Genomic DNA, 12,903 nt, shown 5'->3' with positions numbered 1-12,903 from the left:
GGACACCGCTGCGCGCGGCGGCACTGGCCTTGCCCTTCGGCCACGGGCCGTGGCGAGCGTCCTGCCCGGTGCCCGCAGCCGAAGCAGGACCAGGAGGGGGCGAGGGCTCCCGAACCGCAGCAGCCGCGCCGCGGCTTCGACGGCCTCCGGGCGACCCCCGGCCCCTCACGCACTCAGCAACCGCTCCGTCGCCGACCGCAGGGTCTGAGCGGTGTCACCGTCCTCGTCCAGGTGGCCGCCGGCCATCGCCCCGTCCCGGAGCATGGCCAACATACGTGCCAGACACAGGGGTTCGGGGTGGCCTGTCTCCTCGGCGAGCTCGCGCAGGACGCCGAGGTACCAGAGGCGGTGCTCGGCGACGTACTGGCGGACCGGGTGTGCGGGGTCGGGGTACTCGGCGGCGGCGTTGAGGAACCCGCACCCCCGGAAGCCGTGCCGCCGCACGCCCTCGCCGACCAGTGCCGTCAACGCGAGCAGGGCCTCGCGTCCCCGGTGGGCTGCCCGGACGGCCGCCACGTCCCGTCGCACCCGCGTGTCCCGCTGGTGCAGATAGGCCAGGACCAGGCCTTCCTTCCCGGCGAAGTGCCGGTAGAAGGTCGCCCGGGTCACCCCGGACTCGCTGACCAGCTGCTCCACCCCAACGGTGTGGATTCCGAGGGTGTAGAACAACCGGGCCGCGGTGTCCAGCAGCCGGTCCCGTGGATGTGTTCTCTCAGTACCACCCGACGTCATGGCATCAGGGTACGGAAGGAACCCGGGGCACCGATCAGTACGTGGTCACCAGCGGCTTCGTCTCGTCCACGACATACGTGGAGAGCATCATCGTGGTCACCTTGCCGACGTTGCGGGCGTTGTGGATCGCGCCGTTCGGGATGAAGAACGGGTCGCCGGTCCTCAGCCGGAGCGGCGGGCGGTCGTCGAACTCCATCAGGACGTCGCCCTCGATGATGTAGCCCACCTCGATGCCGGGGTGGCTGTGCCGGCCCGACTCCTTGTGCCGGGGGATCCGGACCAGGGTCTGCACGGCCTCCCAGCCCTCGGCGGGCGACGGGTGCTCCTGGAGCAGGGTGCGGGTGACACCGGAGGTCGGATCGGAACCGGACGGGGCCGGGGCAGCGACGGGGGCCGCTACCGCCGCGGTCGACGGAAGGGCGACGGCGCCGGCCGCGCCGACCGCCGCGATGCCGCTGGTACGAAGGAGAGCGCGCCTGTCGATCATCGTGGATACCTTCCCTCGGGCAGAACAACCGTTCTTTCTGCACACACGTAAACACGTGTGCAGAGGCGGAGGCAAGGGTGAAAGTCGGCCAGCCGGACACCTGAGAAGCCATGTTGGCCGTTCGGCACCGGTGACATGTGATGCAGCGGCGCACACATATAGGAAGAAGTGTGCACCCGACCGACCGACGGGCGCATAGGTCCGGGACGGCACCGCCCATGTGCCCGACGGCCGGCTCCGGACTCAGATCCGGCTCAACGTGTGGACCAGGTCGGTGGCGATCTGACGATCGATCGACGGCGGAACGGCCTGCACCTCGGGCACGAGCGGCACATCGTCACCGGTGGCGATGGCGGCAAGACTGCGCGCCTGGAGGGTGAGGCCGAGGTCCATGGCCTGGATCGGATTGCCCTTCGCCGCGGTCAGGTTGATCATCTTCGTGTCCGCGAGGGCCACGATCTCGCGGCCGTCGTCCAGCCGGTGCACGGTGCGTTCCTGCCCGCTGGTACCGGAGCGGTGCACGGACACCGTCGCCGCTGCCAGCGCGGCCTGATCCATCTCCCAGGGCTGGTGCCCGACTCCGGCGATGATCGTGCCGTCACGCAGCTCACCGAGTTCCGTCTCCCCGATGACGGCGGGCTGCCCGGTGGCCAGGAAGAGGAGCTGAGTCCAGGGCAGCAGGTCCACGAGGTCGCCGACCTGATGGCCGGCCATCACGGCCTCGAGAGCGCGGTAGGGGTCGGTGTCGGCCACCGCCACCCGGGCGCCGAGGCGCGCCAGGGTGTCCGCGACGCCGCGGCCGCACGGGCCGTAACCGACGACCGTGGCGTGAGCGCCGGGAATCATGTAGTTGGTGGCGTTCATGAAACCCTGTACGACGCTCTGTCCGACGCCGTACTCGTTCTCGACCAGGAGCTTCAGACGGCTGTCGTTGATGACGATCACGGGAAAGTCCGGCTGCCTGTCCCAGGAGCGGATGCGCAGCCCCCCGGTCGTGGTCTCCTCCGTCGCGCCGATCAGACCCGGCAGACCGCCACGGGCCAGAACGCCCTCGATCAGGTCGGCGCCGTTGTCCAGGATGAGATCGGGCCGCGCGTCGAGAACCCGCGCGATGTTCTCGCGGTGTTGGTCGGGGCCGTCGGTGCGGTGACCGTGGACCGTGACGCCGAAGGCGCGCAGCGCGTCCGCGGTGTCTTCCTGAGTCGTCCCCGGGGAACCGGTGAGCGTGATGTCGGCGCCGGCCTGGGCGAGGGCGCCGACGAGGACGGCTGTCTTGGGCTCGATGTGCAGGCAGATGCCGATGCGGCGCCCGGCGAAGGCCTTCGCGTGGGTCTGCATGGTGGCCGCCAGCATCGGCATGTGACGAGCGGCCCACTGGGTGCCGTCGTGCGCGATCGGGCAGTGGGCAGGGGAAAACTGAGTCATGGCGAAGTTCCTCGACTGAAGCGGTGACGGTGTGGCACGACAGGTGCCGTGAACCTGGAACGAGGGCACACCTGCGCCCCCGTCGCGGGCCGACGTCAGCCGTAGAAATCGCTCCGGAAGGAGTGGTCGCCGAAGAGCCACAGGGGACGGTTCCCCTGGTCTGCGCCCATCAGGAACCCCTCTCTGTGTTCAGCCGACCGGTTGTCTCACTCCCCAGCATACGCACGGCCGCGCGAGCGCCGCGCTGATCAGCCGCCGCGTTGACGTTCCCCCCACACACACGTAGCCGGAGCGCCTCGATCGGCATACACACCACCGACAAAGAACACTCAAAGAACCAGGTGTGCGTGAACGTCCGATCCGTCCGGAACGTCTCACCGGTGAGAAACAGAAGGAAGCAAAAAGGCGGCAAGGGAGAAACGAGATGACCGAGACGAGCTCGACAGCCGCCCCCAAAGTTGGGGGCGTCGGACTGACGGCCTTTCTGGTCGCCGCTGCGCGGGCCATCGAGACGTCCCGCCCGGACGCGCTGTCCCGGGACGGGTACGCGGAGCACTTCGTCCGGACGGAGCCCGGCTGCGCAGGCTGGCCGCGCCGGTATGACGAAGTACCGGGCGGTGACACGGATCCACTGTGGGGCAGGCTGGCCCGCTTCTTCGCGCTGCGCACCCGGGCCTTCGACGACTTCGTGCTCGACACCGTGGCCGGCGGCTGCCGTCAGGTGGTCATGCTGGGCGCGGGCCTCGACACGCGCGCCTACCGCCTGGCCTGGCCGGCGGGCTGCACCGTCTTCGAGGTGGACCAGCCCGAGGTCCTCGCCCTCAAACAGTCGGTCCTCGACGGACTGGGCTCCGTCCCCCGCGCCACCCGCGTCGCCGTCACCGCCGATCTGCGGCACCACTGGATGGGATCCCTGACCGACGCCGGCTTCGATCCGACCCGCCCGACAGCCTGGCTCTCGGAAGGTGTGATGCCCTACCTGACGCCCGCCGTGGAACAGGAACTGCTCGCGGTCATCGACGCGCACAGTGCGCCCGGCAGTGTGCTGGGCTTCGAGACGAAGATCGGGATCGACCCGGACTCGCAGCAGCACTACCCCATCTACGCCGCGGCACGCGAGCGGCTCGGCATGAACCTGCTGGAGCTCTTCAACACCGAGCCCCGTACGGACCTCGCCGCGGGCCTGGAGGGGCGCGGCTGGAGCACGGACGTCCACAGCGTGTTCCACTTCGCGGGGCTGTACGGCGTCACCCTGCCGCGGGTTCCCGACGACGGCCTGGCCGACAACCGCTGGGTCTTCGCTTCCCGGTAACGCCCGCATCATCGGCCGCACACCCCCGGTGCGAGGCCCCTTCCTCCGAGCACGTGCCGGCCGGAGCAAGGGGCTCCGCGGCGAGGGCTCTGGAGCCTTCGACGGCCGCCCGACGGCGGCCCGCCAGTAGCGGCTCAGGACCGGTCGCGCCGCATGCGGTCCAGGCGATGCAAGCCGGTGCGGATCCGCTGGTCCGCGTGCGTGGTGGCCTGCCCGTCCCCGGGCGGCGACGGCCGATCGCCCGCGCGCCGGGACAGCGTCTCGGCGAGGGAGGCGATCGTGGGGTGTTCGTACAGGAGGACCAGGGGGATCTCCTCGCCGACGAGGTCGACGACGTGGGCGTGAACGGTCGCGAGGCTGAACGACGTACCGCCCGTGCCGGTTCGATCCACCTCCCACGCTTCTGAATCCCAGAAACGACAACTGTTGGATTTCTGGATCGACGCTTCCTAGAGTGACCACCTATCGACCGGTGCGCGTTCCTGTCCGCCTGATCCTCCGAGCCACAGCGAGAGAGCCGCATGAAGACCTTCACCCTGCCCGGCACCGACATGACCGTCTCCAACGTCGTCCTCGGCCTGATGCGCATCCAGGACATGAGCGACGACGAAGTGCGCACGCTCGTGCACACGGCGCGCGACGCCGGCATCACCTTCCTCGACCACGCGGACGTGTACGGCTCGGACAGCCACGGCTGCGAGCACCGTTTCGCGCAGGCCATGAAACTGAGTTCCTCGGAGCGAGAGCAGTTCGTCATCCAGACCAAGGCCGGCATCGTCAAGGACGGCCCGTACTTCGACTTCTCCTACGAGCACATCGTGGCGTCGGTAGACGGTTCGCTCGATGCACTGGGTACGGAGTACCTCGACATCCTGCTGCTGCACCGTCCCGACGCGCTCGTCGAGCCCGAGGAAGTGGCCCGTGCCTTCGACGACCTGTCGGCGGCGGGCAAGGTGCGTGCCTTCGGGGTCTCCAACCAGACGCCGCGTCAGCTCGATCTGCTGCGCAAGTACGTGAAGCAGCCGATCGTCGCGAACCAGCTCCAGCTCTCGATCACGCACGCGCCGATGATCGCGCAGGGCATCGCCGCGAACATGCAGGGCCTGGACCAGTCCATCGTGCGCGACGACGGGATCGTCGACTACTGCCGCCTGCACGACATCACCGTTCAGGCGTGGTCGCCCTTCCAGGCCGGGTTCTTCGACGGCCCGTTCCTCGGCTCGCCCCGCCACCCCGAGCTGAACGCCGTGATCGACCGCCTGAGCGAGAAGTACGACGTGCCCGCCGAGGCGATCGCGGTCGCCTGGATCACGCGCCACCCCGCACGGATGCAGGTCGTGCTCGGCACCACCACGCCCGAGCGTGTCAGGGCCGCCGCTCTCGGTTCGGACGTTCCGCTGACCCGCCCCGAGTGGTACGAACTGTTCCGCGCCGCGGGCTACACGGTGCCGTAGCCAGTGGCCGACCCGGATCGCGGCCCTGCGCGGGACCGCAGCCCGGGTCGGCTGTACCGGGATCCTGCCGTCATGACGAAGTACCGGCCGGTGACGCGGGTCCGCTGGGGGGGGGCAGGCCGGAGGCCGCACCGCCTTCGAGGCGGACCAGCCCGAGAGGTCCTTGCCCTCAAGCAGTCGCTTCTCGACACGCTGGGCGGGCTCCGTCCCCCGTGCCGCCCGCATCGCCGTCTCCGCCGACCTGCGTCACAACCGGGCAGGCGCGCATCCCTGTGAGGCACGCCGGGCGAGGGCGGCACCCTGAACCGGCGCCCCCTGCAATCCCGGCAATGAGCTTGTGCGTGCCCGAGGGTGCGCCCGCACCGCATGGCCCGAAGGACACCTTGTGCTCACGCCCTGCGCCGCGCATTTCGACGCCCCAGCCGGATATCTGGACTTCGCCCGCTTCGGACCGCCGTCGCGGGACGCCGTGGACGCCACCGCACGGGCCATGGCTGCCTCGGCGCGGGCGACTCACACCACCGTGGACGAACTGATGCGGGTGGAGGCAGTGGCGCGGGATGCGGCAGCCCGGCTGGCGGGCACCGACGCGGCGCACACCGTCCTGCTGCCGAACGCCTCGACCGGTCTGTTCCACGCGGCGCTCGGGCTGCGGCACGGGACGGTGCTGGCGTCGCGCGGGGACTTTCCGTCGAATCATGTTGCTGATTTCTGTCGACCGGATGTTCGAGGCGCTGGGAAGGAGTTCCGGCCCGGCCCGCCAGCACGTGGAGGCGCGCGAGCAGTTGACCCTCCGCTGCCGTCATTTTCGCGTCAGGAGTCGGCGTGCACGCATCAGGAGTTCGTCATGGCGGGTCCGGGAGCCTCGTGGTGGTGATGTCCTGGTCGGGCCGTGACAGAAGTCGCCCGTGAGCTGTGCGACTTGAGGGGATGGGGATTGTGTCTGGATCACCGCCGCCCGCGGACGGGAGCGTCTCGGTCCCGTCTCCGCCGGATGGCTATCGCAACGTTCCCGTGTCGGCGCCTCGGCCGGACCTGCACGTTCCCGACCTGCCCGGCAGCGGACCCGCAGGCGGTGGCCTCCTCGTTGTCGACTTCGAGGCGCTGGCGCGCGCCATCGCGGAAGCCGAGGAAGCGGCCGAGGCCGTTGGCGTCCTCGCCGAGGGCATGGCGAGCGTTGTCCATCGTTCCGGCCCCGCCCCCTGGGGCGACGATCCGGCACTTGGGCAGGCGTTCGGCACTGTCTTCGCCGAGCCGCGCGACGCGCTCTTCCAAGCCGTCCGAGGACTGCCGACGGTACTGCGGAGCATCGCCGACAACCTCAGCGCCATGGACACCGGCTTCCACGAGGCCCAGGAGGACGCCCTGAGCGCGATCGCCCGGATCCAGACCTCGACCACCCACATCTGAGGAGGGCCCGTTCCGCGTGGCAGACGCACACAACGTTCCGCCTGAGCTGCAAAACCTGCTGCTCATCACCACGGGCAACCGCTGGCCCACCGGTGACGAGACGGCGCTGCGGGCTGAAGCGGCGGCTTGGCGGGAGACGGCCCACTCGCTCGAGCCCATCGTCGAGCGGATGGAAACCGTCCGGTCACTGACGGCCAAGGCTCTGTCCGGTGCCGGCGAGGACGCGGTCGACGCCTTCCTGGCCCGGCTCGTCGACGGTCGGGGAGCGGAAGGGTCCGACGCGGTGCTGCCGCTCCTCATCGAGGCCGCCGAGTCCGCGGCGGAGGCGCTGGAGGAGGAGGCGCTGCAGATCGAGACGCTGCGCATCGAGATCATCGGTGCGCTGGTGGTGCTCTTCCTGCAGCTCATCATCGACTCGGCGATGTGGATGTTTGGCGGAGCGGCCAAGGCCGCCGAGGACGTCGTTGCCACGAGGGTGCTGTGCCTGGCTTTCGTACGGCAGGCCGTCGCGCACATGCTGACGCGCCTGGCCGAATCCGTGGTCGCCATGGTCGGGATGGCGCTCCTTGCCCAGATCATCGAACTCGGTGAGGGCCACCGGCACTCGCTCGACGGGCATGAACTGGAAGTGGCCGCCGTCAACGGCGCGGTCGGCGCTCCCGTGGGATTCGGCATGGGGCTGGTGGGCGGCGCGGCGATGGCCGGACTGAAGAACCTCACGAAGAAGCCGTTCCTCAGCAAGCTGCCGAACACCGCACAGTCACTGGCGAAGTTCGGCACCGTGGTGAGCTTCAACGCGGGCTTCGGGGCCCTGACAGGAATGGCGGAAGCCGCAGCACAGGACAGCGTCTACGGCCTGTCCGGCGACTGGATCGCGGGCGCTGCCAACGGTTCCTACAACGCCGTCTGGGGAGCCAGACACAATGCCCAGAACCCCGCGGGCCGATTCGCTCTCTCACCAGCCGAGCACCTGGAAGAACTCATCGACCACCATCTCGCGGGCCTCAACAAGACCCCCGGTGGCACGCCCCCTGCCGTCCGCCCGTCTGCAGAAGCCCAGGAACCGGGTCGCAGTTTCCTGGACTTCGGTCCGGACGACGGCGGTGCGCCTGGTCCTGGGGAGAGCTTCCTGGACCTCGGTCCGGACGACGTCAGTGGCCACGTCTTCAGAATGCTGAATCCGTCGGCCGCCTGACCGGTGGGCTTGCGAGCGGCCGTTCGCCGCCGCGTGCTCCGAGGTCCGACGCGAGGACCGTGAGCCCGACGCCGCGGGGTGCCGCCCACGAGTCCTCGTGCTGCTGCTTCTTCACGCGTCGGTCCCTCGTCAGGCCGCACGCGCGCACGGCGCTCCGGATCCGCCCGCTGACGGCAGCGCGACTTCCTGACCGGGCACGCCGCTGACATACACCCGACCAAGCGGCTTTAGCCGGAATAGCCACTTGAGGCCGGGACGCAAGTTCGCTTCACTCGGTACGACGGCTGCGGACAGCCACTACTGGATCGAATACCCCAACGGCTGACCGACTGTCTCCGCCGACGCGATCAACCGGCCAACTGCGGTGAGTGTGCCGTCAGGTCAAGCGTCCGGTGGCCTTCAGATCGGGGCGTCGGGGAGACGGCACGGCCACCTCCTCGACGCCCGCCGCATGCCTACTGCCGGCGCTCGGTGTGGGGGGCGGTGGTTGTGCCCATCGCGCCCCACTTGCCGCTGGGCGTGTCCTGGGTGAAGCCACCACGAAGGTGCAGGTGGTGATAAGGGGTTGCAGTGAGCCATCGGGGTCGGTGAGCACGCGGCGGCTGGCCTCGGCAGGTGTCTGACCGTCGTACACGCCGCCCCGCGGGGAGCATCGGCATGTCGGCGAGGCTGGCGATGGCCATGCAGTCGGTTCCGACGGGCACGAGCAGCGAGACGCCGACGACCGGCGGCCGCCGCTTCGCATACGGTGCGCGTGCCGGCGCGGTGGCCGTTGGGGTGTGCATGGGGCCGGGCCGTCCTGCGCTGCGGCCACGATCTTGTCCGAGTGCTGGGGCCGGCCGGTGCTGGGAAGGTGGCGCCGTGGGGCGGCGGTCGACGAGGACGACGTCGGAGACCAGTGCAGCGGCGCTCTTCTCGTCCAGGATGCCCCGCACGATGATCCACTCGTGCGGCAGGGCGGATCAGGTCGTCGGCATCCGCAGGGAGCGCAGCCGCTCGGCGATGGTGAAGGAGTCGAGCTGCAGCGAGGTGATGTCGGCGATCAGTTCACGCCAGGCCTCGAACTTCGTGTTCACGCGCTCCCCGTGCATTCTCAGGTACGCCACTGCCACGCCGAAGCCGTACAGCTCGTTGCGCGCGGGCAGCGGCCGGAGCACGATGCACTCCTCCAGCATCACGGCCGCGCGCCAGAATGCATCCGGGTGGTGCTGGTCGTGGCGGGGCGGGTCGACCTTGTGCCGGGCGGCCAGTCCGACGAAGACGGAGTAGTCGTTCACCGCGAGGTCGTCGTCCAGCAGCTCGGCCTGGCGCTCCAGGAACCATCGGTAGTCGACGTAGTACTCGGCAGGCACAGGTCAGGCCGCCCGGGGAGCGGTACGAGCCTGGGCGGGGCCGCCGTACTCGGCGTCGAACGCGGCGAGGGTCTCGGGATCGCCGGTGACCTGCCGGAAGACCTCGGCGCCTTCGGCCAGCGCACGCTCGCGCCGCTTCTCCGCGGCCACCTGCGCCAGGTACGCGTCCAGCGACAGCCCCGCCGCGTCGGCCAGGGCCTGCAGCGTGTCTGCGGTGGTGTCGTCGATCTCGATGCCAGCCATGCATCGAGTATGCCGGTTGAGACCCCACCAGGACCAGCGGCCTGAAATTATCCCGCTGACCTGCGCTTCTGTGGGTGATCGGCCGGGACCGTGCGCGGCGGCTGAGGCTCGTAGACCGATCGCCCGGATGAGTCACTTCCCTGAACCCGGTGCGCGACGACGGCTCGTGTGTCGCTCACCGACGCTGTGGCGCGGGGAGCTGATCACGGAGCGAAGGGGGGCGACAACAAGTCAGCAACCTGCCGAGCCGGGTATGCGAGCCGAGGCGGGTTGGGCCGCAGCGGCCTGCGGGGCAGCGTGATGACGAGGGCCGTCACGGAGCTGAAGAGGCGCGATCGTGACAGCGCTGGCGCATCCGGACACGTCGCCCCAGGCTCCTCGGCGCTCGGGTCGCCGCCACGCCGGAGGATGCCGTGCTGGCCGGGCACGAGGCCGGCAACTCCGGGTCCGGCTGGAACGTGTGGGCGCACCGCGCGCACGCCGGTCAGAGGGAGATGCACCTGGTCGCCGTCCGCTCCATGGCCCGCATCCTGCTCGCACGAGTCTTTCCCCAGGGCGGCCGACCGCCCCGTCCGCCCCGGCGCACGGGTCCCCGGGCGACCAAGCCCGACGACCACCCGACGGGCCGGCCGACGTCGTCCGCGACGCTGCCCAGCCTCGTGGTGCGCGTGTTCCGGCACACACGGATCGACGACGGGGGACCAGCTGCTCGACGTCGGCACCGGCAGCGGCTTCGGGACCGCGCTCGCCGCGTGGGATCGCTGTCACGCCGAGGGCGGACCGCCTCAGGCACCGTGTGCCGAGGAGCGGGCCCGTTCGGGTGGCGGTTCGCCGTAATGGCGCGACGGCGCAGCACGAGTCGACGGCAGTACCTACGTCGTCCACCCAACCGAGCCCCCACCTCGCCCTGGGGCGCAGTGCCGCGAGGAAGGGCTCCGGCGGTGCGCGGGGGCGTGGCGCCGCTACCGGTCCAGGATGCGGCGGAGCCAGCGGAGGCGGGCCTCGCGGGCGTCGTGGGCCACGGCGGTGTCGGGGGCCATCTGGTCGAAGCCGTGGAAACCGCCCGACCATACGTGGAGTTCGGCATCTCCCCCGGCCTGCCAGATGCGGGTGGCGTAGGCGATGTCCTCGTCGCGGAAGGTCTCGGCCGCGCCGACGTCGATGTACGCGGGCGGAAGGCCGGACAAGTCGGTGGCGCGGGCCGGGGCGGCGTACGGCGGGACCCGGTCGGTGCCGCGGGCGTCGCCCAGCAGTGACGCCCAGCCGGTCTCGTTGGCGCGCCGGTCCCACACGCCGCGGCCGGTCATCTGCCGTGCCGAGGGGGAGTCGTTGCGGTCGTCGAGCATGGGGCACATGATCAGCTGGCCCGTCAGGCCTGGTCCGCCCCGGTCTCGTGCCATGAGCGCGACAGCTGCGCTCAGCCCGCCGCCCGCGCTTCCGCCCGCGATCACGATCCGGTCCGGGTCGCCGCCGATCCGTTCGGCGTGCCGTGCCACCCAGAGCAGGCCCGCGTAGCAGTCCTCGACGCCTGCCGGGTAGGGGTGCTCGGGAGCCAGCCGGTATTCGGCCGAGACCACGACGAGCCCGAGGGGCGCGGCCCACTCACGCAGGATGCCGGGCAGGCCGGTGCGGCAGGTGCCGCCGATCATGCCGCCGCCGTGCAGGTGGTAGATGACGGGGGCGCCCTCGGGCAGTCCGGTAGGGCGGGCAATGAGCAGCGGGACGTTCGGCGCTCCGGAGGGTCCCGGCACCGCTCGTTCCGTCACCTCGAAGCGGCCGCCGTCACACAGTTCCGCTCGAGTGGGGTCGGGAGCGGCGCCGGCGAGGTGCGCGCGCCACCGCGGCACATGGGTGGGCGAAGCCGGCTCGGCGGCGCGCAGGTCGCCCAGCCCGTCCAGGACTGTTGCCAGGTGTGGGTCGAACGGTACGGGGACGGAGGGCGGGGCGTCCCGCTCCGTGCCTGGTGGGCGGGCGTCCGGCGTGGCGCGGGTGTGCATGGTTCTCTCCTTGCAGGGGTGTGGGCCGGGACTCGGCGGGTGGGGGGACGCGGGAGGGGCGACGGGTCACCAGGTGACGGGTAGTTCGTGCACGCCGTAGGTGATCATGTCGTGTTTGAAGGGGATGGCCTCGTTCGGAACGGCGATGCGCAGTGTGGGGAAGCGGCGCAGCAGGGCCGGATGGGCGAGTTGCAGTTCAAGGCGGGCCAGGGCCTGTCCCAGGCACTGGTGGGGACCGTGACCGAAGGCGAGGTGTCCGCGTGCGTCCGGCCTGTGGATGTCGAACCGGTCGGGGTCGTCGAAGACGGCCGGGTCACGGTTGCCTGAGGCGTTCGGCACGATGACGCCCTCGCCCGCGTGGACGATCCGTCCCCCGATCTCGACGTCCTCGGTGGCGACCCGGGCGAGTCCGGTCTGCGTGATGGACAGGTAGCGCAGCAGTTCCTCCACGGCCGACGCCACCCGGGCGGGGTCGTCGCTGTCCCGGACGACGGCGAGCTGATCGGGGTCGCGCAGCAGTACCAGAGTGCCGAGGGCGAGCTGGTTGGTGGTGGTCTCGTGCCCCGCGACCAGCAGGGTGATCGCGGTTTCGACGAGCAGCTCGGGTGTGAGCTGACCGGTGCGCATACGTGTGACGACCAGGGAGCTGAGCAGGTCGTCGCCCGGATCGTCGTCCTTGCGCCGGATCAGCTCGCCGAGGTAGGTGCTGAGTTCGGCGCTCGCTTCGGTGAAGTCGGGCGCGGTGCTGTCCCGGGAGATCATTGTGGCGGAGACGCGCTGGAAGAGGGTCTGGTCCTGCTCCGGGACGCCCAGCAGTTCGCCGATGACCAGGGAGGGCAGGGGCAGCGCGAACGCCTGCACCAGGTCGGCCGGCGGTCCGGCGGCCTCCATTCCGTCCAGCAGGTCGTCGATGATCTGCACCAGCCGCGGCTTCATGGCGGCGACCTGCCTGACCGTGAAGTACCCGATGAGCATGCGGCGCTGACGTGCGTGCTCGGGACCGTCCTGTATGCTCAGCGCCCGTACCTCCTGGCGGCCCTGGGCCGCGAACCCCTCCGTCGGCGTGGGCAGGCCCGGTCTGCTCGAATCGGCGCTGAAGCGAGGGTCGGACAGGAGGGCGCGCTGGTCCTGGTAGCGGGTGACCAGCCATGGCGTCTCGCCGTCCCAGGTCCGTACCGGCACCAGCGGGGCCTGAGCGCGCAGGGCCGCGAGCTGCGGCGGTGGGTCGAACGGGCAGTCGAGGGCTCGTTCGAAGGGGAAGTCGTCGATCGTGGTCTGCGGCACTGGTGTCTCCTC

General features: G+C 70.5%; 13 protein-coding genes. 5 read left to right on the top strand and 8 right to left on the bottom strand.

Annotated elements, in window-relative coordinates; genetic code table 11:
• Nucleotides 1-165: 165 nt before the first annotated feature.
• The 3 genes from ACZ67M_RS36880 to ACZ67M_RS36870 all read right to left on the bottom strand — a co-directional run bounded on the left by ACZ67M_RS36880 (nucleotide 166) and on the right by ACZ67M_RS36870 (nucleotide 2,644).
• On the bottom strand, nucleotides 166-732 hold the full coding sequence (locus ACZ67M_RS36880; RefSeq protein ID WP_469854232.1) for a TetR/AcrR family transcriptional regulator: 567 nt from the start codon (nucleotides 730-732) through the stop codon (nucleotides 166-168).
• A 34-nt stretch (nucleotides 733-766) separates the two neighbouring features.
• Nucleotides 767-1,219, bottom strand: a complete 453-nt coding sequence (locus ACZ67M_RS36875) for a cupin domain-containing protein (RefSeq protein ID WP_469854231.1) — start codon at nucleotides 1,217-1,219, stop codon at nucleotides 767-769.
• 243 nt (nucleotides 1,220-1,462) lie between these two features.
• Nucleotides 1,463-2,644: an adenosylhomocysteinase gene (locus ACZ67M_RS36870; RefSeq protein WP_469854230.1), complete on the bottom strand. Its 1,182-nt coding sequence runs from the start codon at nucleotides 2,642-2,644 to the stop codon at nucleotides 1,463-1,465.
• A 424-nt stretch (nucleotides 2,645-3,068) separates the two neighbouring features.
• Between ACZ67M_RS36870 and ACZ67M_RS36865 the strand changes: the two genes are divergently transcribed.
• The gene (locus ACZ67M_RS36865; protein WP_469854229.1) at nucleotides 3,069-3,956 is read left to right on the top strand and encodes a class I SAM-dependent methyltransferase; all 888 of its coding nucleotides are present in this window, start codon (nucleotides 3,069-3,071) and stop codon (nucleotides 3,954-3,956) included.
• Between the two features lie 134 nt (nucleotides 3,957-4,090).
• Here the strand turns inward: ACZ67M_RS36865 and ACZ67M_RS36860 are convergent, their stop codons facing one another.
• On the bottom strand, nucleotides 4,091-4,348 hold the full coding sequence (locus ACZ67M_RS36860; RefSeq protein ID WP_469854228.1) for a phosphopantetheine-binding protein: 258 nt from the start codon (nucleotides 4,346-4,348) through the stop codon (nucleotides 4,091-4,093).
• Between the two features lie 129 nt (nucleotides 4,349-4,477).
• On the opposite strand from ACZ67M_RS36860, the gene ACZ67M_RS36855 reads away from it, so the two are divergent.
• From ACZ67M_RS36855 to ACZ67M_RS36840, 4 genes are all read left to right on the top strand, one after another.
• Nucleotides 4,478-5,410, top strand: coding sequence for an aldo/keto reductase (locus ACZ67M_RS36855; protein ID WP_469854227.1), 933 nt, complete (start codon nucleotides 4,478-4,480; stop codon nucleotides 5,408-5,410).
• Nucleotides 5,411-5,795: 385 nt separating this feature from the next.
• Nucleotides 5,796-6,287, top strand: coding sequence for a hypothetical protein (locus tag ACZ67M_RS36850; protein ID WP_469854226.1), 492 nt, complete (start codon nucleotides 5,796-5,798; stop codon nucleotides 6,285-6,287).
• 137 nt (nucleotides 6,288-6,424) lie between these two features.
• Nucleotides 6,425-6,820, top strand: coding sequence for a hypothetical protein (locus ACZ67M_RS36845; protein WP_469854225.1), 396 nt, complete (start codon nucleotides 6,425-6,427; stop codon nucleotides 6,818-6,820).
• Between the two features lie 16 nt (nucleotides 6,821-6,836).
• Complete coding sequence (locus ACZ67M_RS36840) at nucleotides 6,837-8,015, top strand: WXG100-like domain-containing protein (RefSeq protein ID WP_469854224.1); 1,179 nt, start codon at nucleotides 6,837-6,839, stop codon at nucleotides 8,013-8,015.
• 962 nt (nucleotides 8,016-8,977) lie between these two features.
• Here ACZ67M_RS36840 and ACZ67M_RS36835 read toward each other — a convergent pair.
• From ACZ67M_RS36835 to ACZ67M_RS36820, 4 genes are all read right to left on the bottom strand, one after another.
• Nucleotides 8,978-9,367, bottom strand: coding sequence for a toxin Doc (locus ACZ67M_RS36835; protein ID WP_469854223.1), 390 nt, complete (start codon nucleotides 9,365-9,367; stop codon nucleotides 8,978-8,980).
• Nucleotides 9,368-9,370: 3 nt separating this feature from the next.
• Complete coding sequence (locus ACZ67M_RS36830; protein ID WP_469854222.1) at nucleotides 9,371-9,610, bottom strand: antitoxin MazE7; 240 nt, start codon at nucleotides 9,608-9,610, stop codon at nucleotides 9,371-9,373.
• Nucleotides 9,611-10,572: 962 nt separating this feature from the next.
• Nucleotides 10,573-11,607, bottom strand: a complete 1,035-nt coding sequence (locus tag ACZ67M_RS36825; RefSeq protein ID WP_469854221.1) for an alpha/beta hydrolase — start codon at nucleotides 11,605-11,607, stop codon at nucleotides 10,573-10,575.
• Between the two features lie 66 nt (nucleotides 11,608-11,673).
• On the bottom strand, nucleotides 11,674-12,891 hold the full coding sequence (locus ACZ67M_RS36820; protein WP_469854220.1) for a cytochrome P450: 1,218 nt from the start codon (nucleotides 12,889-12,891) through the stop codon (nucleotides 11,674-11,676).
• Between the last annotated feature and the right edge of the window lie 12 nt (nucleotides 12,892-12,903).

Source organism: Streptomyces sp. NPDC107500 (genome assembly GCF_055582785.1).
Note: the sequence above shows the minus strand (reverse complement) of the source record. Positions and strands in the feature narration are given on the sequence as shown.

Excerpts from the sequence above, each read along its gene's own strand:
- ACZ67M_RS36825 (WP_469854221.1), bottom strand. The coding sequence starts at position 11,607 with ATGCACACCCGCGCCACGCCGGACGCCCGCCCACCAGGCACGGAGCGG.
- ACZ67M_RS36855 (WP_469854227.1), top strand. The coding sequence starts at position 4,478 with ATGAAGACCTTCACCCTGCCCGGCACCGACATGACCGTCTCCAACGTC.
- ACZ67M_RS36870 (WP_469854230.1), bottom strand. The coding sequence starts at position 2,644 with ATGACTCAGTTTTCCCCTGCCCACTGCCCGATCGCGCACGACGGCACC.
- ACZ67M_RS36830 (WP_469854222.1), bottom strand. The coding sequence starts at position 9,610 with ATGGCTGGCATCGAGATCGACGACACCACCGCAGACACGCTGCAGGCC.
- ACZ67M_RS36865 (WP_469854229.1), top strand. The coding sequence starts at position 3,069 with ATGACCGAGACGAGCTCGACAGCCGCCCCCAAAGTTGGGGGCGTCGGA.
- ACZ67M_RS36880 (WP_469854232.1), bottom strand. The coding sequence starts at position 732 with ATGACGTCGGGTGGTACTGAGAGAACACATCCACGGGACCGGCTGCTG.
- ACZ67M_RS36875 (WP_469854231.1), bottom strand. The coding sequence starts at position 1,219 with ATGATCGACAGGCGCGCTCTCCTTCGTACCAGCGGCATCGCGGCGGTC.